At 65.7% G+C, this 25,641-nt stretch carries 23 protein-coding genes; 3 read left to right on the plus strand and 20 right to left on the minus strand.

Annotated features, from left to right (window positions below; translation table 11 throughout):
• The first annotated feature begins 114 nt into the window (after window positions 1-114).
• Window positions 115-1,134, plus strand: a complete 1,020-nt coding sequence (locus GB880_RS01410; protein WP_154493912.1) for a hypothetical protein — start codon at window positions 115-117, stop codon at window positions 1,132-1,134.
• A gap of 5 nt (window positions 1,135-1,139) precedes the next feature.
• Here the strand turns inward: GB880_RS01410 and GB880_RS01415 are convergent, their stop codons facing one another.
• The 6 genes from GB880_RS01415 to GB880_RS01440 form a co-directional block, all read right to left on the minus strand.
• Entirely contained in the window at window positions 1,140-2,225 is a 1,086-nt protein-coding gene (locus GB880_RS01415; protein ID WP_154493913.1) for an SPOR domain-containing protein, read from the minus strand.
• A 66-nt stretch (window positions 2,226-2,291) separates the two neighbouring features.
• Window positions 2,292-2,924 (minus strand): uracil phosphoribosyltransferase, encoded by a 633-nt coding sequence (gene upp, locus GB880_RS01420; RefSeq protein WP_154493914.1) that lies wholly within the window; start codon window positions 2,922-2,924, stop codon window positions 2,292-2,294.
• Window positions 2,921-3,880, minus strand: coding sequence for an adenosine deaminase (locus GB880_RS01425; protein ID WP_154493917.1), 960 nt, complete (start codon window positions 3,878-3,880; stop codon window positions 2,921-2,923). The genes upp and GB880_RS01425 overlap by 4 nt, the downstream gene beginning before the upstream one ends.
• Before the next feature lie 5 nt (window positions 3,881-3,885).
• On the minus strand, window positions 3,886-5,040 hold the full coding sequence (locus GB880_RS01430; protein WP_229774420.1) for a phosphopentomutase: 1,155 nt from the start codon (window positions 5,038-5,040) through the stop codon (window positions 3,886-3,888).
• A gap of 22 nt (window positions 5,041-5,062) precedes the next feature.
• The gene (locus tag GB880_RS01435; protein WP_263467237.1) at window positions 5,063-6,352 is read right to left on the minus strand and encodes a thymidine phosphorylase; all 1,290 of its coding nucleotides are present in this window, start codon (window positions 6,350-6,352) and stop codon (window positions 5,063-5,065) included.
• Window positions 6,349-6,744 (minus strand): cytidine deaminase, encoded by a 396-nt coding sequence (locus GB880_RS01440; protein ID WP_154490967.1) that lies wholly within the window; start codon window positions 6,742-6,744, stop codon window positions 6,349-6,351. The genes GB880_RS01435 and GB880_RS01440 overlap by 4 nt, the downstream gene beginning before the upstream one ends.
• 160 nt (window positions 6,745-6,904) lie before the next feature.
• Between GB880_RS01440 and GB880_RS01445 the strand changes: the two genes are divergently transcribed.
• Both GB880_RS01445 and GB880_RS01450 read left to right on the plus strand, forming a co-directional pair.
• Window positions 6,905-9,184, plus strand: a complete 2,280-nt coding sequence (locus GB880_RS01445) for an NADP-dependent malic enzyme (protein ID WP_154490964.1) — start codon at window positions 6,905-6,907, stop codon at window positions 9,182-9,184.
• Window positions 9,185-9,412: 228 nt separating this feature from the next.
• Window positions 9,413-11,329: a propionyl-CoA synthetase gene (locus GB880_RS01450; RefSeq protein ID WP_154490961.1), complete on the plus strand. Its 1,917-nt coding sequence runs from the start codon at window positions 9,413-9,415 to the stop codon at window positions 11,327-11,329.
• On the opposite strand, the gene aroA is transcribed toward GB880_RS01450, so the two are convergent.
• From aroA to GB880_RS01520, 14 genes are all read right to left on the minus strand, one after another.
• A complete protein-coding gene (gene aroA / locus GB880_RS01455) occupies window positions 11,326-12,657 on the minus strand; it encodes a 3-phosphoshikimate 1-carboxyvinyltransferase (RefSeq protein WP_154490958.1) in 1,332 nt (443 codons plus the stop codon). The genes GB880_RS01450 and aroA overlap by 4 nt on opposite strands.
• A 57-nt stretch (window positions 12,658-12,714) precedes the next feature.
• Entirely contained in the window at window positions 12,715-13,428 is a 714-nt protein-coding gene (trmB, locus tag GB880_RS01460) for a tRNA (guanine(46)-N(7))-methyltransferase TrmB (RefSeq protein ID WP_154490955.1), read from the minus strand.
• Window positions 13,429-13,464: 36 nt separating this feature from the next.
• The gene (locus GB880_RS01465) at window positions 13,465-15,141 is read right to left on the minus strand and encodes a ribonuclease J (protein WP_154490952.1); all 1,677 of its coding nucleotides are present in this window, start codon (window positions 15,139-15,141) and stop codon (window positions 13,465-13,467) included.
• A complete protein-coding gene (locus tag GB880_RS01470; RefSeq protein WP_154490949.1) occupies window positions 15,134-15,913 on the minus strand; it encodes a type III pantothenate kinase in 780 nt (259 codons plus the stop codon). The genes GB880_RS01465 and GB880_RS01470 overlap by 8 nt, the downstream gene beginning before the upstream one ends.
• 2 nt (window positions 15,914-15,915) lie before the next feature.
• Window positions 15,916-16,674 (minus strand): biotin--[acetyl-CoA-carboxylase] ligase, encoded by a 759-nt coding sequence (locus GB880_RS01475; RefSeq protein WP_263467238.1) that lies wholly within the window; start codon window positions 16,672-16,674, stop codon window positions 15,916-15,918.
• Complete coding sequence (gene nuoN / locus GB880_RS01480) at window positions 16,667-18,151, minus strand: NADH-quinone oxidoreductase subunit NuoN (protein WP_154490943.1); 1,485 nt, start codon at window positions 18,149-18,151, stop codon at window positions 16,667-16,669. The genes GB880_RS01475 and nuoN overlap by 8 nt, the downstream gene beginning before the upstream one ends.
• 9 nt (window positions 18,152-18,160) lie before the next feature.
• Entirely contained in the window at window positions 18,161-19,702 is a 1,542-nt protein-coding gene (locus GB880_RS01485; protein ID WP_154490940.1) for an NADH-quinone oxidoreductase subunit M, read from the minus strand.
• A gap of 1 nt (window position 19,703) precedes the next feature.
• Window positions 19,704-21,815: an NADH-quinone oxidoreductase subunit L gene (nuoL, locus tag GB880_RS01490; protein WP_154490937.1), complete on the minus strand. Its 2,112-nt coding sequence runs from the start codon at window positions 21,813-21,815 to the stop codon at window positions 19,704-19,706.
• A 6-nt stretch (window positions 21,816-21,821) separates the two neighbouring features.
• Entirely contained in the window at window positions 21,822-22,127 is a 306-nt protein-coding gene (gene nuoK, locus GB880_RS01495; RefSeq protein WP_010392916.1) for an NADH-quinone oxidoreductase subunit NuoK, read from the minus strand.
• A gap of 93 nt (window positions 22,128-22,220) precedes the next feature.
• Window positions 22,221-22,823, minus strand: a complete 603-nt coding sequence (locus GB880_RS01500; RefSeq protein ID WP_154490934.1) for an NADH-quinone oxidoreductase subunit J — start codon at window positions 22,821-22,823, stop codon at window positions 22,221-22,223.
• Entirely contained in the window at window positions 22,820-23,224 is a 405-nt protein-coding gene (locus tag GB880_RS01505) for a carboxymuconolactone decarboxylase family protein (protein ID WP_154490931.1), read from the minus strand. Before GB880_RS01505 ends, GB880_RS01500 begins: the two co-directional genes overlap by 4 nt.
• Window positions 23,221-23,712, minus strand: coding sequence for an NADH-quinone oxidoreductase subunit NuoI (gene nuoI / locus GB880_RS01510; protein WP_154490928.1), 492 nt, complete (start codon window positions 23,710-23,712; stop codon window positions 23,221-23,223). Before nuoI ends, GB880_RS01505 begins: the two co-directional genes overlap by 4 nt.
• A gap of 91 nt (window positions 23,713-23,803) precedes the next feature.
• Entirely contained in the window at window positions 23,804-24,841 is a 1,038-nt protein-coding gene (nuoH, locus tag GB880_RS01515; protein ID WP_154490924.1) for an NADH-quinone oxidoreductase subunit NuoH, read from the minus strand.
• Between the two features lie 18 nt (window positions 24,842-24,859).
• Window positions 24,860-25,639, minus strand: coding sequence for a hypothetical protein (locus tag GB880_RS01520; RefSeq protein WP_154490921.1), 780 nt, complete (start codon window positions 25,637-25,639; stop codon window positions 24,860-24,862).
• Window positions 25,640-25,641: the final 2 nt, after the last annotated feature.

The raw sequence follows: 25,641 nt of genomic DNA on the forward strand, positions 1-25,641 counted from the left end.
CGCCCCGTCAACCTGCGCAAGAATGCGGATTTATCTTGATGCCAGAGACGGTTGACCCGATTTGCTCTTAGCATATGGTCAGGACAGACGGGCAGCGGAGGGCGCTGGCGCGGCATGACGGCGCTGAACCAATACCAAAGACTTGAGGCCGCCGGTCTCTGGCGCGAAACGCCGCGTGCCAAGCTGCGCGAGGTGATCGTGTCCTTTGGCGATGCGACACTGATCCTGACCGATCCACGATCGGAAATCCCGCTGGCGCATTGGTCGCTGCCGGCCGTGACACGCCTGAACCCCGGCCAGCGCCCGGCGCGTTACGCTCCGGGCAGCGACGACGCCGGCGAAGAGCTCGAGATCGATGACGATCTGATGATCTCGGCCATTTCAAGGGTTCATCGCGCGATCGAGGCCAGCAAGCCGCATCCCGGCCGGCTGCGCGGCGGCTTGATGCTGGGCGCGGCTGTTCTGATGGGGCTGGTCGCCCTGTTCTGGGTGCCGCCGGCTCTGGTGCGCCATGCCGCATCGATCGCACCGCCGGCGCAACGGGCCGAAATCGGGCGCATGGTTCTGGCGGAAATCGCCAAGACAACCGGCAACGCCTGCTCGCGCCCCGCAGGCGACATGGTCCGCCAGAAGCTGGCCGAACGATTGATGGGACCAGAGGCGCAGATCGCGGTTCTGCCAAGCACGCTGCGGGGCGCCATACGTCTGCCCGGGCCGGTCACGGTAATCGGCCAGGATCTGATCGCCGGTCAGCTGACGCCCGAGGTCGCCGCAGGGCACATCCTGGCGGCACAGGCCAGCGCGGTGCAGAACGATCCGCTGCTGGCCGCGCTGCGCCATGCGGGTGCGCGTGCGACCTTTCAGCTGCTGACAACCGGCAACCTGCCCGCAAAGTCGCTGGCCGGTTATGGCGAGAAGCTGCTTTCCGTCCCAGCCCCACGTCCCGAGGACGAGGCCTTGCTGGGCTATTTTGCCCGTGCCGGGATTTCCAGCGAACCTTACGCCCGCTCGCTCGACCCGACCGGAGAGGCGGTTCTGGGCCTGATCGAAGCCGACCCTTTCCGCACGGCCGAACCCCGCCCGGTGCTGAGTCCGCGTGAATGGGTGGCCTTGCAGGAAATCTGCGATCAGTAGTTGCCCTAGCGGGGGACCGCTCCACCATAGCCGGCCTTGCGGATGTCGTGCAGGGCGCGGACGATCGCCTCGCGGCTGGCAAAGGGACCGGCCATCAGCAAGGGCGCCTTGTCCTTGACCACCGTGCCCTTGCCGCGCACCACAGGGAACCCCATGCCGATGAGCCGCGCGGCCGCGCGTTCGGCCGCTGCCGCGTCGCGCAAGCCGGTGATCTGGACATATCGCGCGCCTGCCGGAATTACGCCTTCCGACAGATTCACCCCCTTTGCGCCTGCCGCACCGCCCGCTGTCTGCCGCGCAGGCGTGCTTGTGTCGGTCCGTGACCTGGCTGGCAGCGATACAGATGCGCCTGCCGTTGACGGAACCGGGGCACGCCGTGCCGCCTTCACGGGTGCGGCAGAGACGCCCGTCCCTGATCCTTTCGCCGTTCTGGGGGCGAGCATCCCAGCCTCGGCATCGCCCGCGGCAGGCTTGGCCGCCAGCGGCGCCGGCCGGGCAAAACTCAGCCGCGCCAGATCGGCCTTTGGCAGGGAATCGCAGTAACCCCTGCTGGGATCATCGCCCGACCGGCCGCCTTGCCCGTCATAGCCCAGAAGCCGGCACAATCGCTGATTGGGCTGCAAATCGCCCGCCATGCCCTGCCGCAGCCGCGGCGCGGCCTGGACGGCGGCGCGCAGGGCATCCAGCGGCGCAGCCGAATGCGGCTCGGGCCCCAGGTCGGGCAAGGGTTGCAGCGGCCGGGGATCGCTGGCCAGTTCGCCCGGCTGAAGGTTTCCGATCACCTTTTCCGTCAGCGCCTGTTCGATCAGTTGGGCCCGGGACTTTCCCGCATCCGGGTCAAGGGCCGGCAAGCGCGGCCCGCCCCCCGCCCCGCGGATGGAAAGCGTGGGCGGATAGCCGCATGTCGGTTGCCCGTCGGCACCGGTCACGGCCGACCAATCACCCGTAGGGGTTTGGCGAAACACACAACCCCGGCTGTCGATATATTGCTGCGCCACGAATTCGGGCGGCGGCTCGGCCGGACGCAGATCCTGCGCCAATACCGGCCAGGCCATCAGCCCCATCGTCAGAACCCACAACCACCGCCGCATCGCCCACCTTCGAATCATCTCTGATCCGGTGATAGGCCAGATTGCTGAACCAGCGGTTAATACGGCCTATTTTGTGCCGAACATCCGGTCGCCCGCGTCGCCAAGCCCCGGCACGATATAGCCGTGTTCGTCCAGCCTTTCGTCAAGCGAGGCGGTGACGATCGGCACATCGGGATGGGCCTCGCGCATGCGCGCCACCCCTTCGGGCGACGCCAGCAGGCAGAGAAAGCGCAAGTTGCGCGCGCCTTCCTGCTTGAGCAGGTCGATGGCCGCGACCGAGGAATTGCCCGTCGCCAGCATCGGATCGACAACAATGGTCATGCGCGCGTCCAGCTGTTTGGGAACCTTGCAGTAATACTGCACCGGCTGCAGGGTCTCGGGGTCGCGATACAGCCCGACAAAGCCCACCCGCGCCGCCGGGATCAGTTCCAGAATCCCGTCAAGCAGCCCATTGCCGGCCCGCAGGATCGAGATCAGCGCCAGCTTCTTGCCCTCGAGCAGCGGCGCCTGCATGCTGGTCAGCGGCGTGTCGATGGTGACCGTGGTCATTTCCAGTTCGCGAGTGACCTCATAGGCCAGAAGCAGGCTTATTTCGCGCAGCAACCGACGAAAGCTGGCGGTCGACGTGGTCTTGTCGCGCATCAGCGTCAGCTTGTGCTGGACAAGCGGATGATCGACGACGGTCAGATGCGGGTTCATTGCAGTTCCTTTCGCAGACGGTCCTTGGTGGTTTCGTCGCAGAAGGCCGCATCGACGGCCCACAGGTTCATCTGCCGGAACTCGGCCTCGGCCCAGCCGAAGGTTTCGGCCAGCATCTGATATTCCTGCGACAGGTTGGTGCGGAAAAACGGCGGGTCGTCGGTCGAGACGGTGACGCGAACCCCGGCATCGGCCAGACTGGCGATGGGGTGGGCCGCCCAGCCCGACACCACGCCCAGCGCCACGTTCGAGCCGGGGCAGACCTCGAGCGTTATCCCCCGCTGCGCCAGCTCGCTGACCAGCGCCGGATCCTCGATGGCCCGGATGCCGTGGCCGATGCGCGTGACCCCCAGCGCCAGCGCGTCGCGGATCGAATCCGGCCCGCGCCATTCGCCGGCATGGGCAGTCAGCCCCAGCCCCGCCTCGCGCGCGCAATCGAAGGACCAGGCGAAATCGGCCAGATCGCCCGCATCCTCGGCGCCGCCGATGCCCAGCCCGGTCACCCAGTCGCCCATGGTCTCGGCGGCGCAGATCGCGGTTTTCCGCGCGCGTTCGGGACCGAAATGCCGGATCGCGGTCAGGATGGCGCGGCTGGAAATGCCCTGGCCCGCGGCCTTGTCGGCCACCTCTTGCATGGCCGCCAGATAATCGCGCCAGGCAAACAGGTCGGCGCCGCCACAAAATTCCGGCGACACGAACAGTTCGACATGGATGGCGCCATGGCTGGCGCATTGTTCCAGAACTTCGGCCAGCAGGCGGGCATAGTCCTGCGGACTGGTCAGCACCGAGGTCGCCGCCTCGTAGATACGCAGGAACTCGGGGAAATCGCGGTAAGCATAATTGCCTTGGGCATCGAAGATGCGTCCCAGGTCAAGATGCTTTTCCGCCGCCAGCGCGCGGATGAAGCCGGGCGGCGCCGCGCCTTCGATATGCAGGTGCAGTTCGATCTTTTTCATCGCGCTCACAGAAAGCTCCTTCCCGGTCCGACAGGCGGCAGGTCAAGATGCGCCGCGATCGAGGCGGCGACATCGGCAAAGCCCACCTGCCCCACCGCGCGCGCGCCGTAACCCCAGCCCAGCACCGGCACCCGCTCGCGCGTGTGGTCGGTGCCGTGCCAGCTGGGGTCGTTGCCGTGATCGGCGGTGAAGATCGCCAGATCGCCCGGTCGCAGTCGCGCGATCAGCGCCCCCGCCACCCCGTCGAACCATTCCAGCGCCCGCCCATAGCCCTGCACATCGCGGCGATGGCCATAAAGCGTGTCGAATTCGACGAAATTGGCGAACACCAGGCTGCCGGGCGCGGCCTCGTCGCCCAGGCGCAGCAGATGACCGGCCAGGTCGGCATCGGACTGGCCCTTGTGCAGCGCGCCGATGCCGCGGTGGGAAAAGATGTCGCCGATCTTGCCGATGGCATGGGTCTGGCGTCCAGCGTCCTGCGCCACGTCCAGCAGCGTCGGCGCCGGGGGCGCGATTGCATAGTCGCGGCGATTGGCGGTGCGGTAAAAGCCGCCCTCCTGCCCCAGGAACGGCCGGGCGATCACCCGCCCCACCCGCATCGGATGCACCATCGCCGCCACGTCCTGGCACAGCCGCAACAACCGATCCAGTCCGAACGCCTGTTCATGGGCGGCAATCTGGATGACACTGTCGACGGAAGTGTAGCAGATCGGCCAGCCGCTGCGCAGATGCTCGGCCCCCAACCGGGCGATGATTTCCGTGCCCGAGGCATGTTCGTTGCCCAGTATACCCTCGGTTCCCGCCGCCCGGGCGATGCGGGCCGACAGTTCGGCCGGAAAGGCCGGGCGGCTGTCGGGGAAATAGTGCCAGTCGAAGGGCACCGGAACCCCGGCCAGTTCCCAATGCCCCGAGGGCGTGTCCTTGCCGCGCGATTGTTCGGTCGCCGCGCCCCACAGGCCCTGCGGCACCGCGCCCAGCCCCGGCGCCTCGGCCCCCGAGGCCAGGCGAATGGCCGCCCCCAGCCCCAGCGCGTCCAGATGCGGCATGGCCAGCCCGCGCAATTGCGCGATATGGGCCAGGGTGTTGGCGCCGGTATCGGGGCGGCCGTCGTTGAAATATTCGGCCGCGTCGGGCGCCCCGCCGATGCCGGCGGAATCCATCACGATCAGAAAGGCGCGTCTGTCAGTCACCAGATACCTCGGTCTTGACCAGCGGGCCGGGGGCGGGCCCGTCCCCCAGCAGATAGGCCGCCTGGACGGTGGCGATGGCGGCCTGGGCCGCGGCCTCGCTGGCGGCATGGACCATGGCCAGCGGCCGGTCGGGGCCCGCCTCTTCGCCGATCCGCAGCAACTGCGCAAGCCCCACCCGTGGGTCGATACGGTCGCCGGCGTGCAACCGGCCGCCACCCAGCGCCACCACCGCATGGCCCAGCGCCTCGGCGTCGATGGCGGCGACCCGACCCCTCGCCGGAACCGGGCGAATGACCGGGGCGGGCGGCAGGTAACGGTCCGGCCGCTCGATCAGGTCAGAGGGGCCGCCCTGGGCCGCCACCATGCGGGCAAAGCGTTCGGCCGCCGCGCCCGATTCCAGCGCCGACCGGGCGCCGTCCAGACCCACCAGATCCAGACAGGCCTGCGCCAGACGCAGCGACAGCTCGCGCAGCCCCCCCGAGGCGCGATCGCCCCGCAGCACCGCGATCGCCTCGCGCAGCTCCAGCGCATTGCCGGCGGCGCGCGCCAGCGGCTGGTCCATGTCGGTGATCAGCGCCCGCGTCGGGCAACCGGCCGCGCAGGCGGTCTGCACCAGCGCCCGCGCCAGCGCCTGCGCGGCCTCGGCGCTGCGCAGAAAGGCGCCCGAGCCCTGCTTGACATCCAGCACCAGACCATCCAGCCCCGCCGCCAGCTTTTTGGACAGGATCGAGGCGGTGATCAGATCGACCGAACCGACCGTCGCGCTTTCGTCGCGCAGCGCGTAAAGCCGCGCATCCGCCGGCGCCAGATCCGGCCCGGCGGCAACAATGGCACAACCCGCCTTCGCCACCACGCGCCGAAACTCCTCCCCCGCCAGGTCAACGCGCAGGCCCGGAATCGCCTCGAGCTTGTCCAGCGTGCCGCCGGTATGGCCAAGGCCGCGGCCCGAGATCATGGGCACATGGCCCCCGCAAGCCGCGACGAGCGGCGCCAGCACCAGGCTGACCGTATCGCCGATGCCGCCGGTCGAATGCTTGTCCACCACCGGCCCGGGCAAATCCCAGTCGAGCACCCGGCCGGTGTCGCGCATGGCCAGCGTCAGATCGACGCGCGCCTGCGCCGTCAGCCCGCGCAGCAGCACCGCCATGGCAAAGGCGCCCGCCTGGGCATCGCTGACCCAGCCCCGGGCCAGCCCTTGGGCAATCAGCCGCGCGCCCGACGCGTCGAGTCCCCGTCCGTCGCGCAGCGCGGCGATCACCGGGCGCGGATCGGTTGCGGTCATTCGCGGCCCGACATGTGGCTGATGTCGAAACGCCCCGGCAGCAGATCGCCGACCGTCGTCGCCAAGGCGTCGCCGCGCAGCGTGCCCAGCAGCACCGGCGTTTCCGCGCGGGCAAATTCCGCCAGCTTCTGCCGGCAGCCGCCGCAGGGCGGCACGGGCCCCTGGGAATCGGCGATCACCGCCACCTCGGCGATTTCGGTCTCGCCGGCGGCGACCATCGCGGCGATGGCCCCGGCTTCGGCACATGTGCCCTCGGGATAGGCCACGTTCTCGACGTTGCAGCCGGCATATATGCGCCCCGAAACGCCGCGCACCGCCGCGCCGACCTTGAATCCCGAATAGGGCGCATAGGCCCTTTCGCGCACCTCGCGCGCCGCATCCATCAATGCCATTGCCAAGCCCCGTCCACCGCGACGATCTGCCTTCGCAGTTTGCGCGGCCGGGGCCGCTGATGCAAGACCGGCGCAAGTTCGCCATTTCGCCCCCGCCCCCCTGTTCGGGTCCGAAAAAATAGTTTAACGCTGAACCATATCGAGAGGAGAGGTTCCGGCCATGGAAGAACGCAGGCAGGACAACGCCAGGCAGGCAGCACTGGATTATCATGAATTCCCGCGCCCCGGTAAGCTGGAGGTGCGCGCGACCAAGCCACTTGCCAATGGCCGCGACCTCAGCCGTGCCTATTCCCCGGGCGTGGCCGAAGCCTGCCTGGAAATCAAGGCCGACCCGGACACCGCCGCGCGCTATACCGCCCGCGGCAACCTGGTGGCGGTGGTCTCGAACGGCACCGCGGTGCTGGGCCTGGGCAATATCGGCGCGCTGGCGTCCAAGCCGGTGATGGAGGGCAAGGCCGTCCTGTTCAAGAAATTCGCCAATATCGACTGTTTCGACATCGAGGTGAACGAATCGAACCCTGAAAAGCTGGCCGATATCGTCTGCGCGCTGGAACCCAGCTTTGGCGCCATCAACCTTGAAGATATCAAGGCGCCCGACTGCTTCATCGTCGAAAAGATCTGCCGCGAGCGGATGAACATTCCGGTCTTTCACGATGACCAGCACGGCACCGCCATTGTCGTCGGCGCCGCGGCGACCAATGCGCTGCACATCGCCGGCAAGAAGTTCGGGGACATCAAGGTGGTCTCGACCGGCGGCGGCGCGGCCGGCATCGCCTGCCTGAACATGCTGCTGAAGCTGGGCGTGCGGCGCGAAAACGTCTGGCTGTGCGACATCGCCGGCCTGGTTTATGAAGGCCGGACCGAGGAAATGACGCCGCAAAAGGCCGAATATGCGCAGAAATCGGACTTGCGCACCCTGGCCGAGGTGATCGAGGGCGCCGACCTGTTCCTGGGCCTGTCCGGTCCGGGCGTGCTGAAGCCCGAGATGGTGCAGAAGATGGCGCCGCGGCCGATCATCTTCGCCCTTGCCAACCCGACGCCCGAAATCCTGCCCGAGGATGCCCGCGCCGTCGCCCCCGACGCGATCATCGCCACCGGCCGGTCGGATTACCCCAACCAGGTCAACAACGTCCTGTGCTTTCCCTTCATCTTCCGCGGCGCACTGGATGTCGGCGCGACCAGGATCAACGACGAAATGCAGCTGGCCTGCATCGAAGGCATCGCGGCGCTGGCGCGGGCGACCACCTCGGCCGAGGCCGCGATGGCCTATCGCGGCGAGACGCTGACCTTCGGCGCCGACTATCTGATCCCGAAACCCTTCGACCCGCGGCTGATCGGCGTGGTGTCGACCGCCGTGGCCCGCGCGGCGATGGAAACCGGCGTCGCCACCCGCCCGCTCGAGGACATCGACGCCTACAAGCGCAAGCTGGACGGCTCGGTTTTCCGCACGGCGATGATCATGCGCCCGGTGTTCGAGGCGGCCGCCACCGCCAAGCGCCGCATCGTCTTTGCCGAGGGCGAGGACGAGCGCGTGCTGCGCGCCGCCAACGCCATGCTGGAGGAAACGACCGACACCCCGATCCTGATCGGCCGTCCCGAGGTGATCGAGATGCGGGCCGAACGTGCCGGCCTGCCGATCCGCCCGGGCCGCGACTTCGAGATCGTGAACCCCGAAAACGACCCGCGCTATCGCGACTATTGGGGCACCTATCACGAGCTGATGGCCCGCGAGGGTGTGTCCCCCGACATCGCCCGCGCCATCATGCGCACCAACACCACCGCGATCGGGGCGGTCATGGTGCATCGCGAGGAAGCCGACAGCCTGATCTGCGGCACCTTCGGCCAGTTCAGCTGGCACCTGAACTATGTCACGCAGATCCTGGCGCGCGACGGTCTGCGCCCGCACGGGGCACTGTCGCTGATGATTCTCGAGGATGGGCCGCTCTTCATCGCCGACACCCAGGTGCACCACTCTCCGACGCCGGAACAGGTGGCCGAGGCTGCCATCGGCGCCGCGCGCCATGTCCGGCGCTTTGGCCTGGTGCCCAAGGTGGCGCTGTGCAGCCATTCCCAGTTCGGCAACCTGGAAACGGAAACGGGGCGCAAGATGCGCGCGGCCATGCGCATTCTGGAAGAACGCAAGGTGGACTTCATCTTTGATGGCGAAATGCATGTCGATTCCGCACTGGACCCCAGCATCCGCGAACGGCTGCTGCCCAATTCGCGCATCGAAGGTGCGGCGAACACGCTGATCTTCTCGGGAACCGATTCAGCATCGGGCGTGCGCAACGCGCTGAAGCTGAAGGCGAACGGGCTTGAGGTCGGTCCCATCCTGATGGGCATGGGCAACCGTGCGCATATCGTTACCCCATCGATCACCACCCGGGGCCTGCTGAACATGAGTGCGATCGCCGGCACCCCGGTCGGCCACTATCGCTGATCCAGGCCGATTCGTCCCTGCGTGGGGCGGATTGGCGCTGCATTTGCAAAATGCCGCGCCATTCCGACGGCCGCCGCAAAGCGCGCACGAGTTTGCAAAACTTTTTGTGTCGCCCAGGGTGGTTATGCAAATTTCCCCGGGGCCTGCCTTGACTGTGGGCGGTAACATGCTTGCCGCCCCCCTGCTCCGCTGCCTAAACCCGGTGCATGACCTTGGGGGGAGGGCACGATGCGCTACAGTGAAATCTATTCCGCCTGGCAAAAGGATCCTGAAGGCTTCTGGATGCAGGCAGCCGAGGCGATCGATTGGGTGCGCAAGCCCAGCCGCGCGCTCAGCGATGACCGTGCCCCCTTCTACGAATGGTTCGCTGACGGGTTGGTCAATGCCTGCTGGAACGCGGTCGACCGCCACGTGCTGGCCGGCCGCGGCGATCAGGTCGCGATCATGCATGAAAGCGCGATCACGCTGTCCAGCAAGGGCATCACCTATCGCCAGTTGCAGGATCGCGTCGCCCGTCTGGCCGGGGCGCTGCGGGCGCAGGGCATCGAAGCAGGCGACCGCGTCATCATCTACATGCCGATGGTGCCCGAGGCGCTCGAGGCGATGCTGGCCTGCGCCCGACTGGGGGCGATCCATTCGGTGGTCTTTGGCGGTTTTGCCGCGAACGAGCTGGCGGTGCGCATCGACGATTGCCAGCCCAAGGCGGTGATCGCCGCCTCTTGCGGGCTGGAACCGAACCGGGTGGTCGCCTACAAGCCGCTGCTGGACGCGGCCATCGACATGGCTCGGCACAAACCGGATTTCTGCGTCATCTTTCAGCGCGAACAGGCCCAGGCCGAGATGACACCCGGCCGCGACCTGGACTGGCACCGGTTTCAGGACGGTGCCCAGCCGGCGGACTGCGTGCCGGTGCCGGGCACGCATCCGGCCTATATCCTTTACACTTCCGGCACCACCGGCCAGCCCAAGGGCGTGGTGCGCGCCACCGCCGGCAATCTGGTCGCGCTGCAATGGTCGATGACCAACATCTACAACATCCATGCGGGCGACCGCTTCTGGGCGGCCTCGGATGTGGGCTGGGTCGTGGGCCACAGCTACATCTGCTATGGTCCGCTGATTGCCGGCGCCACCACCATCGTGTTCGAGGGCAAGCCCGTGGGCACGCCGCATCCGGGCGTGTTCTGGCGCATCATCCAGAACCACCGCGTCAAGAGCTTCTTCACCGCGCCCACCGCGCTGCGCGCAATCCGGCGCGAGGATCCCGACGGCGCCTGGATCCGCCGCTACAAGCTGCACGAATTGCAGGCCCTGTTCCTGGCCGGCGAACGCGCCGATCCCGACACCGTCGCCTGGGCGCAGCAGCACCTGGGCGTGCCGGTGGTCGATCACTGGTGGCAGACCGAAACCGGCTGGGCCATCGCGGCCAACCCCATCGGCATCGAGATCCTGCCAACGAAACCCGGCAGCCCCTCGGTTCCGATGCCGGGCTATGACGTGCAGGTGCTGGACGAAGGCGGCAACCCGGTGCCGCCGGGCACGCTGGGGGCAATCGCCATCCGCCTGCCGATGCCGCCCGGCACCTTGCCGACGCTGTGGAATGCCGATGACCGCTTTCGCAAGAGTTATCTGGAGCATTTCCCCGGCTATTACGAAACCGGCGACGCCGGCTACATGGACGAGGACGGCTATCTTTACATCATGGCCCGCACGGATGACGTGATCAACGTCGCCGGCCACCGCCTGTCCACCGGCGCGATGGAGGAGGTGCTGGCCAGTCATCCGGCGGTGGCGGAATGCGCGGTGATCGGCGTGGCGGATGCGCTCAAGGGGCAGGCACCGCTGGGCTTTCTGTGTCTGAAGGCGGGCGTTGATACCCCGCATGAGCAGATCGTCGCCGAGGTGGTGGCGATGGTGCGCGATCGCATAGGTCCGGTTGCAGCCTTTCGCCAGGCCTGCGTCGTGGATCGCCTGCCCAAGACGCGCTCGGGCAAGATCCTGCGCGCCACCATGGCCCGAATCGCGGACGGTGACGAGTTCAAGATGCCCGCCACCATCGAGGATCCCGCCGTCCTTGACGACATCCGTCAGGCGCTGGCGGGTCTGGGTTATCCGACCGCGGATCGGCGGCCCGGGGATCAGACCTAGCCGATCTGCGCCCCCAGCCCCCGCATCAACGGCAGGAAATCGGGGAAAGAGGTGGCGATGGGTCCGGCATCGTCAACCGTGATTGGCCGCTGCGCCGCCAGCCCTGCCACCAGGAAGGACATCGCGATGCGGTGATCCAGATGCGTGGCCACGGTGGCGCCCCCAGCCAGCCCCTGCCCGCCCTGCACGGTCATGCTGTCCTGCGTCGATGAGACCCGGGCGCCGTTGGCGATCAGCCCCGCCTCCATCGCGGCGATGCGGTCGCTTTCCTTGACCCGCAGCTCATGCACGCCCTGCATCACCGTGGGGCCATCGGCAAAGGCGGCGATAACCGACAGGATCGGAAATTCGTCGATCATGCTGGCGGCGCGTTCGGGCGGCACTGTCACGCCGCGCAGCGGACCGTGGGTGACCACCAGATCGGCCACCGGCTCGCCCCCCTCATCACGGGGATTCTCGAAACGGATATCGGCGCCCATTTCCAGCAGCGTGACATAAAGCCCGTCGCGGGTCGGGTTGCGGCTGACGCCCGGCACCCGCAGCTGCGAGCCCGGCACGATCAGCGCCGCCGCCACCGGAAAGGCCGCGCTGGAGGGGTCGCGCGGCACCGAAATCGGCTGGGGCACCAGTTCGGGGCGCCCGGTCAGGGTAATGACATGGCCCTCGTCGGTCTGCTCGCAACGGATCTGCGCACCAAAGCCGGCCAGCATCCGTTCAGTATGGTCCCGAGTCGGTTCGGATTCGATCACCACCGTTTCGCCGGGCGCATTCAGCCCGGCCAGCAACAGCGCAGACTTGATCTGCGCGCTGGCAACCGGGGTCCGGTAGCGGATCGGGACCGGCTCGGCCGCGCCCTGGATGGTGACCGGCAGCCGCTTGCCTTCGCGCGCCGTCACCGTGCAGCCGAACAGTTCCAGCGGATCGGTAACCCGTCCCATCGGGCGCCGCGACAGGCTGGCATCGCCGGTAAAGGTGGCGGTGATCGGGGTGGTGGCCATCGCGCCCATGATCAGGCGCACCCCGGTGCCGGAATTGCCGCAATCGATCACCGACTCGGGTTCGGCAAAGCCGCCGACACCCACCCCGTTGACCTTCCACTCGCCCGGGCCAAGCCTTTCCACCCTGGCGCCGAAGGCCTGCATGGCCTTGGCGGTGTCCAGCACGTCCTGCCCCTCGAGCAGGCCGGTGATATGGGTTTCGCCCACCGCCAGCGCCCCCAGGATCAGGGCGCGGTGACTGATCGACTTGTCGCCCGGCACCGCCGCCTCGCCCGTCAACGGACCCGAGCGGCGCGCGGTCATCGGAAGCGGTTCGGCGGAATGTGACATCGGGGCCCCCTGCTGCTTGTCGCGCAAGGTGATAGCGGTCACGCAGGGGCTATGCAATCAACCCTGACGCCGAAAGGTGACGTAATGCGGCACCCGACCCTCGCGCAGGGCCTTTTGTTCATAGCGTGTGCTCAGCCAGTCATCCCAGGGCCGCGGTCCCTGATCGATCAGGTCGAAACCCGCAGGCGGCACCTCTTCCAGAGTCTGCCGCACGTAATCGGGAATGTCGGTGGCCACGCGAAATTCGGCACGCGGCCTCAGCACCCGTGCCAGCGGGATCAGATGTTCGGGCGTGACAAAGCGGCGGCGGTGATGGCGCGCCTTGGGCCAGGGATCGGGATAGTTCAGAAACGCCTTGCTGATCGAGGCATCGGGCAGCACATCCATCAGGTCGCGCGCGTCCCCCGGATGCACGCTGACATTGCTGACGCCGGCCGTTCGGATCTTGCCCAGCAGCATGGCCACGCCGTTGATGAAGGGTTCGCAGCCGATGATGCCGACATCCGGATAGCGGGCGGCCATATGCACCATGTGCTCGCCCCCGCCAAAGCCAATCTCCAGCCAGACGGGGCGATCATCGCCAAAGATCGCGGCAGGGTCGATCGGCAGGCGCTGGGGATTTTCCTGAACGGTGATGCCGCGCGGGCGCAGATCGCCCAGATCCTCGGACAGATAGCCCTTTTGCGACTGGCGCAGGGTCTTGCCATGGCGCCGGCCATAGAAGTTGCGGCGCGGCGGGTTTGGGTCGAAAGAGGTCTTGCTGTCATTCATGCGGGGGCTTTGCCGCGCCCCCGCCGCAAGGTCAAGTCATTCCGCCGCAAGTCGCGAAATGATCACGGTCACCTCGGGTTTCTTGCCGATTTCGTCCATGGCGACCTGACGGGTCAGCCGGCGGATTGCCTCTTCAAAACGGTCGTCATCCATGACCGTGCGGTCATCGGCCCGTTCCAGCAGGTCGGCCAGCTCATCCTCGATCCGGTTGGCCAGCGGCGCGCCGCTGCGGCCCTTTTCCGGCAGGCCCATCAGCTCGACCCAGGCATCGGGCAGCGGGCTGTCGTCCTCGTCCACGATGACCGAGACGATGACATGGCCGTTCAACGCCATGCGGATGCGGTCGCGCACCACCCCGTCCATGGCGCCGATCAGCACCGAGCCATCCAGATACAGCCGTCCGGTTTCGATGCGGTCGACCACGCGGGGCGCATCGCCGCCGATATCCAGCATGGTGCCGTTGGTCGCCACGGCCGTGGCAATGCCGCGCGCCTCGGCCAGCTTGGCATGTTCGCGCAGATGCATGTGTTCGCCATGCATCGGGATGACGATCTGCGGTTTCAGCAATTCGTGGACCGCCTCGATGTCGGGGCGGTTGGCGTGGCCCGAGACGTGATAGGTGCCGTCATCGGCGTCGTAAAGATCGACGCCCATTTCGCTCAGCGCGTTCATCACCCGGATCACGCCGCGTTCGTTGCCGGGAATGGTGCGCGAACTGAACAGGAAGCTGTCGCCCTCCTTCAGTTCGATGCCCAGATAGCGGCCGCGCGCCAGCTGGGCGCTGGCGGCACGGCGTTCGCCCTGGCTGCCGGTGACGATCAGCATGACCTTGTTGCGCGGCAGATCTGCGGCCTCTTCGGGGCTGATGACCTGCGGAAAGCTGGTCAATATGCCGGCCTCGATCGCGGTGGTCACCATGCGACGCATGGCGCGGCCCAGCAGGCAGATCTTGCGCCCGGCGGCGATGCCGGCCTCGGCCAGGGTCTTGAGCCGCGCGATGTTGCTGGCGAACGTGGTCGCCACAACCATCTGCGGCTGCGCCATCACGAAATCCAGCAGGGGATTTGCCAGGATCGACTCAGACCGGCCGGGGTGGGTGGAAAACACATTGGTCGAATCGCAGGTCAGAACCTTGATCCCCTGCCCCTCCTGCGCGATGTCATGCCACAGGATCGGGTCGAAGGCTTCGCCCACCACCGGGGTGCCGTCCAGCTTGAAATCGCCCGTATGCACGATGCGCCCGGCGGGCGTGTCGATCACCAGGGCCGAGCTTTCCGGGATGGAATGGCTGACCGGCACGAATTGCACCTGGAACGGGCCGGCGCTGACCACCTCGGGGCGCGGGGCATGGATATGCAGCTGATCGACGGGTTGGCCGGCCTCTTCCAGCTTCAGCCGGGCCAGAGCGCCGGTAAAGCGGCGGCAATGGATCGGTTTTTGCAACCTGTGCCACAGCAGTCCCAGCGCGCCGACGTGATCTTCGTGACCATGGGTGATGAAGATGGCCTCGATCCGGTCGCGGTTCTGTTCCAGCCAGCCGATGTCGGCCAGAATCAGATCGATGCCCGGCGCGCTGTCCATGTCGCCGAAGGTCACCCCCAGGTCGACGACGATCAGCCGTTCGCGGCCCGGCTCGCCATAGCCATAGACATAGGCATTCATGCCGATTTCGCCCGCGCCGCCCAGCGGCAGATAGATCAGGCGCTCAGCCATTGCCCATCTCCTTGTTGTAGTCATGGATCAGACGCAGGCCGTGGATGGTCAGGTCATCCTCGATGGCGTCAAACAGATCAAACCCCTGATCGAATAACGGCGCAAGCCCGCCGGTGGCAATCACCTTCATCGGCCGGCCGCGTTCCTCGCGGATCTTGTCCACGATCCCCTGCACCAGGCCGATATATCCCCAGTAAATCCCTGACTGGATGCAGGCGACGGTATTGGTGCCGATGACCTTGCCCGGCATGGTCACATCCACATGCGGCAGGCTGGCCGCGCCCATGTGCAGCGCCTCGAGCGACAGGTTCACGCCGGGGGCAATGACACCGCCGACATAGGCGCCATCGGTATCGACCACGTCAAATGTGGTCGCGGTGCCGAAATCGACCACGATCAGGTCCGGGCCGTGACGATCAAAGGCGCCGACGGTGTTCACCAACCGGTCCGGGCCGACGACAGTGCCGAAATCGACCCGGGGTGCCACCGGCAGCAGGCAGTCGGGCTTGCCCACCACCAGCGGGCGGGTGTCGAAATAGCGATTGCACAGCACCCGCAGGTTGAACACCACCCGCGGCGCGGTCGAGCTGATGATGCAGTCGGTGATGTGCAGGTCCAGCCGCTGCAGCGCGATCAGCGACGAAAGCCAGACGAAATATTCGTCCGCCGTACGCCGGTGATCGGTAGAGATGCGCCACATCCCTGCGATCTTGCTGCCATCCCAGACCGAGAACACGGTGTTGGTATTGCCGGTGTCGATGCACAATAGCATGGCTAGCCCTCGAAAAAGACGTCGGCGGCGGGGATGGTCTGGCGACCGGCGGCGCTGCGCAGGATCAGCGCACCGGCATCGTCGATGCCCTCGAAGATGCCGCGCGCCTCGGCAGTGCCGGTGCGCGCGACGATGGTTTCGCCCAGACGCGCGGCCCGCGCGAGCCACGCGTTGCGGATCGGTCCAAAGCCATAGGCCTGCAATTGCCCTTGCCACTCGGCAAAGGCGGGGGCCAGCAGATCCAGGAAATCCTCGGGGGCGACGGCATGGCCGGTTTCGCCCAGCACCGAAACGGGGGTCAGGGCGCCCGGCTCGACGGCATCGGCGGCAGGCGCCGCCGCCAGGTTAACGCCAATGCCCACCGCGACCGCCTGCACCTGACCGCCGGGGCCCGCGCTTTCCAGCAGGATCCCCGCGACCTTGCCAGCATTCAGCAGCACGTCATTGGGCCATTTGATCGACAGCCGCGCCGCCGGCCCGCAACAGGCCGACAGCGCATCGTGTAACGCCAGGGCAGCAACAAAGGACAACTGGGCCGCCACCAGGGCACCGCCCGGTGGTCGGGTCAGCAGGCTGGCGGCAAAATTTCCCGCAGGCATTTCCCAACCGCGCCCACGCCGGCCGCGGCCGGCCAGCTGCTCGCGCGCCATGATCCAGGTGGGGCCGCTGAGCGACGGCGCCAGGCGCAGGGCCTCGGCATTGGTGCTGTCGGTGCGCGCCAGGATGTGGCGCGCCACCCCTTGCGGCCAGCCGTCACTCACCTTGCGCAGGCTCGGCCGGCTGGTCGAGGTTCATCGCCGGCCCTACCAGGGTTTCCGCCGCGCGCCCTGCCGCGCTGTCAACGCCGAACATGTTGATGGCACCCAGCAGCATGATCAGCGCCGGCAGCATCAGACCCAGATACTGCACGACCCCCATGCGCGAACTGACCCCCTCGGTCTCGGCACCGAAATACATGTAATAGACGATGCGCAGGTAGTAGAAGGCACCGATGACCGAGGCGATGACGCCCAGAAGCGCCAGCCAGCCCAGGCCGGCATCGACTGCGGCCGTCAGCACCCCGAACTTGGCAAAGAAACCAAGCGTCGGCGGCACACCGGCCAGGCTGAACAGCAGCACCAGCATGGCAAGGCCCTTGACCGGCTCTTGCCAGGCAAAACGGTTCAGCGACGCCAGGTCCGTCACCGGCACACCGTCGCGTTCCATCGACAGGATGAAGGCGAAGGTGCCGACGTTCATCACCGCATAGATCGCCATGTAGAGCAGCATGGCCTGCACGCCGATGCCGGTGCCGGCCGCCAGCCCGACCAGCGCAAAACCCATATGCGCGATCGAGGAATAGGCCATCAGCCGCTTGATGTTGGTCTGGCCGATCCCGGCGATCGAGCCCAGGAACATCGACATCACCGCCAGCGCCGCGACGATCTGGCTCCAGTCGCCGATGACCTGGCCGAAGGCATCGAACACCAGCCGCGCGATCAGCGCCATCGCGGCCACCTTGGGCGCAGTGGCGAAAAAGGCGGTAACCGGCGTGGGCGAGCCCTCGTAAACGTCGGGGGTCCACATGTGGAAAGGCACCGCCGATACCTTGAAGGCCAGGCCGACCAGCATGAACACCAGGCCGAACAGCACCCCAAGCGACAGGCGCCCATCCTGCACCACGGTGATGATGCCGGCGAAATTCGTGGTGCCAGCAAAGCCATAGACCAGCGAGGCCCCGTAAAGCAGCAGCCCCGAACTGAGCGAGCCCAGGACGAAATACTTAAGCCCCGCCTCGGACGAACGCACCGAGTCGCGGCGCATCGCGGCCACCACGTAAAGCGCCAGCGATTGCAGCTCCAGCCCCATGTAGAGGGTCAGCAGATCGCCCGCCGACACCATGAACATCATCCCCAGCACCGACAGCGCCACCAGGATCGGGAATTCAAACCGCAGCATGTTGCGGCGCTGCATGTAATCGGCGCTGACTGCCATCACCGCGGCCCCGGCGATCAGCATCACCACCTTGGAAAACCGCGAGAAGCCGTCGTCGATGAACATGTCGTGGAAAGAGGTGGCGTCTGCACGGCCGCCCATGCCGATCATTGCGGCAATCAACAGCAGCACGCCGACAGTGGTCCACAAAAGCGTCGGGGCCAGACGGTCCTTGCCCAGGTAGGAACCCGCCATCAGCGCGGCCAGCGCATAGGCGGCCAGCACCACCTCGGGCAGAATGGTCGAGAAATCGAGCGAGGTCATGGCTGCCCCCTAGTGGCTGGTCGTGGCCACGGTGGTTTCCCCCACCGGCTGGCTTTGGTTGTAATGGTCAAGCAGGCTGGCCACCGCCGGCCCGGTCACATCGGTGACCAGCCGCGGATAGACCCCAAGGATCAGCGTCATCGCGATCAGCGGCACGAATATCCAGCGCTCCCGCGGGGTCATGTCGGTGATCGACTTCAGACTTTCCTTGATCAACTGGCCCAGCGTCACCCGGCGATAAAGCCACAGCGCATAGGCCGCCGAAAAGATCACCCCGGTGGTGGCGACCAGCGCCACCCAGGTGTTTTCGCGGAAGGTGCCAAGCAGCGTCAGGAACTCGCCCACGAAACCCGAGGTGCCCGGCAGGCCGACATTGGCCATGGTAAAGAACATGAACACCGCCGCATAGGCCGGCATGCGGTTCACCAACCCGCCATAGGCGTCGATCTCGCGCGTGTGCATGCGGTCATAGATCACGCCCACGCACAGGAACAGCGCCCCCGAGATGAAGCCATGCGACAGCATCTGGAAGATCGCGCCATCGACGCCGACCTGGTTGGCCGCAAAAATGCCCATGGTCACATAGCCCATATGCGCGACCGAGGAATAGGCGATCACCTTCTTCATGTCCGACTGCGCCAGCGCCACAAGCGAGGTATAGACGATGGCGATGGCCGACAGCCAGAACACCACCGGCTGCATGATCCCCGATGCGACCGGGAACATCGGCAGGCTGAAGCGCAGGAAGCCATAGCCCCCCATCTTCAGCAGCACCGCCGCAAGCAGCACCGAACCCGCGGTCGGCGCCTGAACGTGGGCATCGGGCAACCAGGTATGCACCGGCCACATCGGCATCTTGACCGCGAAGCTGGCAAAGAAGGCCAGGAACAGCAGCATCTGCGTGCCGCCGATGACCGTCACACCCAGCAGGCGATAGGTTTCCGACGGGAAATCGAAGCTCAGCAGCGTCGGAATGTCGGTGGTGCCAGCCATGCGATACATGGCGATCATCGCCACCAGCATCAGCACCGACCCCAGGAAGGTGTAAAGGAAGAACTTGAAGGCCGCATAGATGCGATCCTTTCCGCCCCAGATGCCGATGATCAGGAACATCGGGATCAGCCCGGCCTCGAAGAACAGGTAGAACAGCACCAGGTCCAGCGCGGTGAACACGCCGATCATCAGCCCTTCCAGCACCAGAAAGGCGATCATGTATTCCTTGACCCTGGTGTCCACCGACCAGCACGACAGGATCGTCAGCGGCATCATGAAGGTGGTCAGCAGCACGAACAGCACCGAAATGCCGTCCACGCCCATCTTGTAGCGCAACCCCATGATCCAGGCGTGATCCTCGACGAACTGGAAGCCCGTGTTTGCCGGATCGAAGCGGAACAGCACGACCAGCGAGATCACGAAGGTCGCCGTGGTCGTCAGCAGCGCCAGCCATTTGGCGTTGCGGGCCGCAGCCTCGTCCTGACCGCGCAGGAACAGCGCCAGGATGATCGCCGCTACGATCGGCAGGAAGGTGATGATGGAAAGAAGGTTCGTCATGTCAGTGCGCGCCCCGCATCATCACCCAGATCAGCAAGCCTACGATGCCAAGCACCATCGCAAAGGCGTAATGGAACAGATAGCCCGACTGCACGCGGACCGCCGCGCGCGTCAGCCTTGGGATCAACCCCATGGCGACCCCGTTGATCGTGCCGTCGATGACCGCGCCATCGCCGCCCTTCCACAGGAAGCGCCCCAGCCACAGTGCCGGGCGCACGAAGATGAACTGGTAGATCTCGTCGAAATACCACTTGTTGAGCAGGAACCGATACAGCGCCGGCTGCTGCGCCGCCAGTCGCACCGGCAGCGACGGGTTGACGATATAGAACATCCAGGCAGTGAACAGACCCAACAGCATGGCGACAAAGGGCGATACCTTGACCCAGGCCGGGGCGTGATGCGCCTCGTCCATCACATGATTGTCGGGCGCCATGTAGATCGCGCCGCCGACCGGCGCGGCCGGGTGATCGGCCGCCGCAGCGGCATGGCCTTCGGCCGCAGGTGTCGCGTCGTCGGTCGCGGGGGCGGCATGCGCATCCGGGGCCGGGGCGGCATGGTCCTCGGTCGCGGCGGTTTGCGCATGTTCGGCGCCGGCGATGTGGAAAAATTCGGTCACCTTGTGATGGTCGCCAAAGAACGGCCCATACCAGACCATGCCGGCAAAGATCGCGCCGATGGCCAGCACGCCCAGCGGAATGGTCATCACCGGCGGGCTTTCATGCGCATGGTCATGCGCGTGATGGTCGCCGCGCGGCTTGCCAAAGAAGGTCATGAAGATCAGCCGCCAGCTGTAGAAGCTGGTGAAACAGGCCGCGATCACCAACAGCCAGAAGGCGAAGCTGCTGCCCGCCCAGGCGCTTTCGATGATTGCGTCCTTGGACAGGAAGCCGGCAAAGCCGATATGGGTCAGGGGGATGCCGACGCCGGTGATGGCGAAGGTGCCGATCATCATCGCCCAATAGGTCAGCGGGATCTTCTTGCGCAGACCACCATAGTTGCGCAGATCCTGTTCGTGATGCATGGCATGGATGACCGAGCCGGCCCCCAGAAACAGCATCGCCTTGAAGAAGGCATGGGTGAGCAGGTGGAACATCGCCGCCGAATAGACCCCGACCCCCGCGGCCACGAACATGTAGCCCAGCTGCGAACAGGTCGAATAGGCGATGACCCGCTTGATGTCGTTCTGCACCAAGCCCACGGTCGCGGCGAAGAAGGCCGTCGTGGCGCCGATGACAACGATGATGTTCTTGGCGTCCGGCGCAAATTCATACAGCGGCGACATGCGGCAGACCAGGAACACCCCGGCGGTCACCATGGTCGCGGCGTGGATCAGGGCCGACACCGGCGTCGGGCCTTCCATCGCGTCGGGCAACCAGGTGTGCAGGAACAACTGCGCCGACTTGCCCATGGCGCCCACGAACAGCAGGAAGCCCAGCAGGTTGGCGGCATTCCAGTCGCGCCACAGGAAATGCATCTGCGTCTGGGCGATCTGCGGCACCTGCTGGAAGATTTCGTCGAACCGCACCGAACCGGTCAGCCAGTAAAGCCCGAAGATGCCGAGCAGAAAGCCGAAGTCACCGACACGGTTGACGATGAAGGCTTTCATCGCCGCGGCATTGGCGCTGGCCTTCTTGTAGTAGAAGCCGATCAGCAGATACGAGGCGACGCCCACGCCTTCCCAGCCGAAGAACATCTGCAACAGGTTGTCGGCCGTCACCAGCATCAGCATGGCAAAGGTGAAGAACGACAGATAGGCGAAGAACCGGGCCTTGTAATGTTCGTGATGGTCCCAGTTGTCGTCATGGGCCATGTAGCCCAGCGAATACATATGCACCAGCGCCGACACCGTGGTCACCACGATCAGCATGATCGCGGTCAGCCGGTCCAGCCGGATCGACCATTCGGCGTGGAAATCCCCCGCCACCACCCAGTCCAGGACCGGTATGTGGCGCGGCACGCCGTCAAAGGACAAAAACAGATACCAGCTGAGCGCACAGCACAGGAACAGGATGCCGGTGGTCAGATATTGCGCGGCCTTTTCGCCGATCATGCGCCAGCCAAGGCCGGCGATCAGCGACCCGATCAGGGGCGCGAACAGGACGATCTTTTCCATGCCTTGTTACCCCTTCATCACGTTGACGTCTTCCACCGCGATGGTGCCGCGGTTGCGGAAGAACACGACCAGGATCGCCAGGCCGATCGCCGCCTCGGCCGCGGCCACGGTCAGCACGAACATGGTGAACACCTGCCCGGCCAGATCGCCCAGGTGGGTCGAGAAGGCGACGAAATTGATGTTGACCGCCAGCAGCATCAGCTCGATCGACATCAGAATGACGATGACGTTCTTTCGGTTCACGAAGATCCCGAAAATGCCGGTGACGAAGAGTATCGCCCCCACAACAAGATAATGAGTCAATCCGATCATCGTCCTGGTCCCTCCGGGTCGTTCACCCGTTGAATATTCTCTTGCTTGCCGTTCCGCGCCACGGGCGCAGGGCCGCCGGCACCGGGCTGGGGTCTAGAGCCCCTGCCCGGGTTTGACATCCTTCATTTCCAGCTGCTTTGCCGGATCGCGCCACATCTGTTCCAGCACGTTCTGGCGCTTGACATCCTTGCGATGGCGCATGGTCAGCACGATGGCACCGATCATCGCCACCAGCAGCACCAGCCCGGCCAGCTGGAACATCAGCACATAGCGGTCATAAAGCACCATGCCAATGCCCAGGGTGTTGTGGACGCCCTCGGCCACCGGCGCCGCGCGCAGGCCCTCGGCCTGGTCCGACACCGCCCAGCCCGAAAAGGCGATGCCCAGCTGTGCCATCAGCACAACCGCGATCACCAGCGCCAGCGGCAGATAGCGCGCCAGCTCGCCCTTGAGCTTGGCGAAATCGACGTCAAGCATCATCACCACGAACAGGAACAGCACCGCCACCGCGCCGACATAGACCACGACCAGCAGCATGGCGACGAACTCCGCCCCCTGCAGCACGAACAGGCCGGCCGCCGAAAAGAAGGCCAGGATCAGCCACAGCACCGAATGCACGGGGTTGCGGCCGATCACCACCATGAAGCCCGCGACGCAGCAGCAGATCGCGAACAGGTAGAATGCGAAGGTCATCATTCCTCATCCTCCTCGGCATAGACGCTCTGGGCGATCTCGAGCGCCTTCTGCATGGCAGGCAATCCGCCGAACATGCTCATCTGAAAGATCGTCTCGGCGATCTCGCGCTTGGTGGCACCGGCGGTCAGCGCCTGACGAATGGTCATGCGCAGCTGCGGCTCGGCCAAGGCGCCCTGAACGGTGATCGCGCCGATGGTCAGCAAAAGGCGGGTCTTGGCGTCCAGGCCCTCGCGGTTGAAGGTCTTGCCGAACCACATCTCCAGCATGTCGGCCGGCACGGTCGGCACCAGCTTTTCAAAGGCGCGCATGTCGAAATGTTCCAGCGCCGGGTTGAAGGCGCGCGCCATTTCCTGGCCCGAAGCCATCATCTGCGCGAAAAGCTTGGTGAACGCATCGGTCATCTGTAGGGCGCATCCATCTGAAGGTTGCGGGCGATCTCGGCCTCCCAGCGTTCGCCGTTGGCCAGCAGCTTCTGCTTGTCGTAGAACAGCTCTTCGCGGGTTTCGGTGGCGTATTCGAAATTCGGCCCCTCGACAATGGCATCGACCGGACAGGCTTCCTGGCAGAAACCGCAATAGATGCATTTGGTCATGTCGATGTCGTAGCGCGTGGTGCGGCGCGAGCCGTCCTCGCGCGGTTCGGCGTCGATGGTGATGGCCTGCGCCGGGCAGATCGCCTCGCACAGCTTGCAGGCGATGCAGCGTTCCTCGCCGTTGGGATAGCGGCGCAGCGCGTGCTCGCCCCGGAACCGCGGCGACAGCGGACCCTTTTCATGGGGATAGTTCAGCGTCGGCTTGGGCGACACGAAATAGCGCATCCCCAGGCCGAAGCCCTTGATGAAATCCCACATCAGGAAATACTTGGTTGCCCGCGCAAGATCGAAGGCCATCAGACATGCTCCCGTTGCTTCGGGGCCGCGACACGATCGGACGCGGCAGGTTTTGTTGCGCCAGCGGCGGGGGTGTGATCACGCATGGTCTCTAGCCTCCGACCGCGAACCGGGCCCAGAAACCGCCCAGCACCTCATAGCGCGCCAGGATCGCGACCAGCACCACCCAGCCCAGCGACAGCGGCAGGAACACCTTCCAGCCGATCCGCATCAGCTGGTCGTAGCGATAGCGGGGCACGATCGCCTTGACCATGGCGAACATATAGAACCAGAACCACATCTTGATGACCATCCACCACCAGCCGTCGGCGATGAAGGGCACCGGCGACAGCCAGCCGCCGAAGAACAGCAGCGACAGCAGCGCGCACATCAGATAGATGGCGATATATTCGCCGGCCATGAACAGCAGATACGGGGTCGAGGAATATTCGACCATATGCCCGGCGACCAGTTCCGATTCCGCCTCGGCCAGGTCAAAGGGCGGGCGGTTGGTTTCCGCCAGCGCCGAGACGAAGAACAGCACCACCATCGGCAGATGCGGCAGCCAGTACCAGTTGAGCAGCCCGTAATCGCCCTTTTGCGCATGCACGATCTGGGTCAGGTTCATCGAGCCGGTCGAGATGATGACGCCGATGATGATAAGCCCCATCGACACTTCATAGGAAATCATCTGCGAGGCCGACCGCAGCGAGGCCAGGAACGGATATTTCGAGTTCGAGGCCCAGCCACCCATGATCGCGCCATACACCTCGAGCGACGAGGCGGCAAAGACGAACAGGATGCCCACATTGATGTTGGCCATGACCCAGCCTTCGTCAAACGGAATCACGACAAAGGCGAAAAGCGCCAGCATCATCGACAGGAACGGCGCCAGGAAGAAGATGAACTTGTCGGCGCCGGCAGGGATCACGATTTCCTTGACGACATATTTCAGCGCGTCGGCAAAGGTCTGCAACAGGCCCCAGGGGCCGACCACGTTCGGGCCGCGGCGCATCTGCACCGCCGCCCAGATCTTGCGGTCGCCATAGACCATGAAGATCAGCGAGCCCATCACAAAGGCGATGACCGCCAGACCCTGCAAGAGCAGGCTGAGCGCGAAACCATAGGGCGAGGCCCAGAATTCAGCCATGATCGTTCGTCCCTCTCATCACGCCGCGGGAATGCCGCGCGTCTTGCATTCCTGCAAGGTCTCTTTCGTTGTCATCACCGTCAGTCCCATCGGTTTCCGATTCGACAGGGTAAAGACGGATCCGACGATCATCTTGCCGTTGCGCTTGTCGCTGAGCGTCCGGATATGGCGGGCATAGACCGCGCCCTTGGCATCCGCCCAGCTGGCCAGCGCGCATGTGGCATAGGCGAAGGCCGTGTCGGCGTCCACCCCACTGCGCAGGTTTGCCGTCACTTCGACCAGGCTGTCGTCGCCCTTGCGCGAGCTGGCCAATGCCGCGACCCGGGCCCCACGGTAATCCTTGGGATCGGCGGCGAAACTCTTGGGCAGGTTCAGGCGCAGCGGCCGGGTGCGGGCGGCGAAATCGGCCAATGCCTTTTCCTGGGCGGTGGGCGCGCGCCGCCGCACCGGCCCCAGATCGGGCATTCCCGACAGGTCCAGGCCCAGATTGGCGTTCAGCGCCATCAGATCCGCCTCGGTCACGGCAAAGGCGTCGCGGCCGCCGGGGCTGTCCAGCGCCATCTCGCTGACCGATCCGTCAGGCTCGAGAATCAGGATCGCCCCGGATTTCGTCGAGATGCGCGCGCGGCTGAGCACCTGCTTGCCCGGCGCACCGGCATCGCTGTGCAGCACCGCCACGGCCAGCGCCTCGGGTTTGCCCTTGGGGCGAGCGTGATCGCGCAGCGCATCGGATGCACACCCCGCCAGCAGCGCGGCTGCCAGGATCGCCGGGATCACGTTCCGCAAGGCGCCACGCATCG

Origin of the sequence: Paracoccus sp. SMMA_5_TC (assembly GCF_009696685.2) — a bacterium.
Classification (GTDB): domain Bacteria; phylum Pseudomonadota; class Alphaproteobacteria; order Rhodobacterales; family Rhodobacteraceae; genus Paracoccus.

Coding starts and splice junctions, on each gene's coding strand:
- nuoH (WP_154490924.1), bottom strand. CDS start 24,841: ATGGCTGAATTCTGGGCCTCGCCCTATGGTTTCGCGCTCAGCCTGCTC.
- GB880_RS01470 (WP_154490949.1), bottom strand. CDS start 15,913: ATGCTATTGTGCATCGACACCGGCAATACCAACACCGTGTTCTCGGTC.
- GB880_RS01505 (WP_154490931.1), bottom strand. CDS start 23,224: ATGACCGATGCGTTCACCAAGCTTTTCGCGCAGATGATGGCTTCGGGC.
- GB880_RS01425 (WP_154493917.1), bottom strand. CDS start 3,880: ATGAAAAAGATCGAACTGCACCTGCATATCGAAGGCGCGGCGCCGCCC.
- nuoL (WP_154490937.1), bottom strand. CDS start 21,815: ATGGAAAAGATCGTCCTGTTCGCGCCCCTGATCGGGTCGCTGATCGCC.
- GB880_RS01430 (WP_229774420.1), bottom strand. CDS start 5,040: ATGGATTCCGCCGGCATCGGCGGGGCGCCCGACGCGGCCGAATATTTC.
- nuoK (WP_010392916.1), bottom strand. CDS start 22,127: ATGATCGGATTGACTCATTATCTTGTTGTGGGGGCGATACTCTTCGTC.
- GB880_RS01415 (WP_154493913.1), bottom strand. CDS start 2,225: ATGCGGCGGTGGTTGTGGGTTCTGACGATGGGGCTGATGGCCTGGCCG.
- GB880_RS01485 (WP_154490940.1), bottom strand. CDS start 19,702: ATGACGAACCTTCTTTCCATCATCACCTTCCTGCCGATCGTAGCGGCG.
- nuoN (WP_154490943.1), bottom strand. CDS start 18,151: ATGACCTCGCTCGATTTCTCGACCATTCTGCCCGAGGTGGTGCTGGCC.
- GB880_RS01435 (WP_263467237.1), bottom strand. CDS start 6,352: ATGACCGCAACCGATCCGCGCCCGGTGATCGCCGCGCTGCGCGACGGA.
- GB880_RS01410 (WP_154493912.1), top strand. CDS start 115: ATGACGGCGCTGAACCAATACCAAAGACTTGAGGCCGCCGGTCTCTGG.
- GB880_RS01465 (WP_154490952.1), bottom strand. CDS start 15,141: ATGGCTGAGCGCCTGATCTATCTGCCGCTGGGCGGCGCGGGCGAAATC.
- GB880_RS01445 (WP_154490964.1), top strand. CDS start 6,905: ATGGAAGAACGCAGGCAGGACAACGCCAGGCAGGCAGCACTGGATTAT.
- GB880_RS01520 (WP_154490921.1), bottom strand. CDS start 25,639: ATGCGTGGCGCCTTGCGGAACGTGATCCCGGCGATCCTGGCAGCCGCG.
- GB880_RS01450 (WP_154490961.1), top strand. CDS start 9,413: ATGCGCTACAGTGAAATCTATTCCGCCTGGCAAAAGGATCCTGAAGGC.
- trmB (WP_154490955.1), bottom strand. CDS start 13,428: ATGAATGACAGCAAGACCTCTTTCGACCCAAACCCGCCGCGCCGCAAC.
- GB880_RS01500 (WP_154490934.1), bottom strand. CDS start 22,823: ATGATGACCTTCGCATTCTACCTGTTCGCGATCTGCTGCTGCGTCGCG.
- upp (WP_154493914.1), bottom strand. CDS start 2,924: ATGAACCCGCATCTGACCGTCGTCGATCATCCGCTTGTCCAGCACAAG.
- GB880_RS01440 (WP_154490967.1), bottom strand. CDS start 6,744: ATGGCATTGATGGATGCGGCGCGCGAGGTGCGCGAAAGGGCCTATGCG.
- aroA (WP_154490958.1), bottom strand. CDS start 12,657: ATGTCACATTCCGCCGAACCGCTTCCGATGACCGCGCGCCGCTCGGGT.
- nuoI (WP_154490928.1), bottom strand. CDS start 23,712: ATGGCCTTCGATCTTGCGCGGGCAACCAAGTATTTCCTGATGTGGGAT.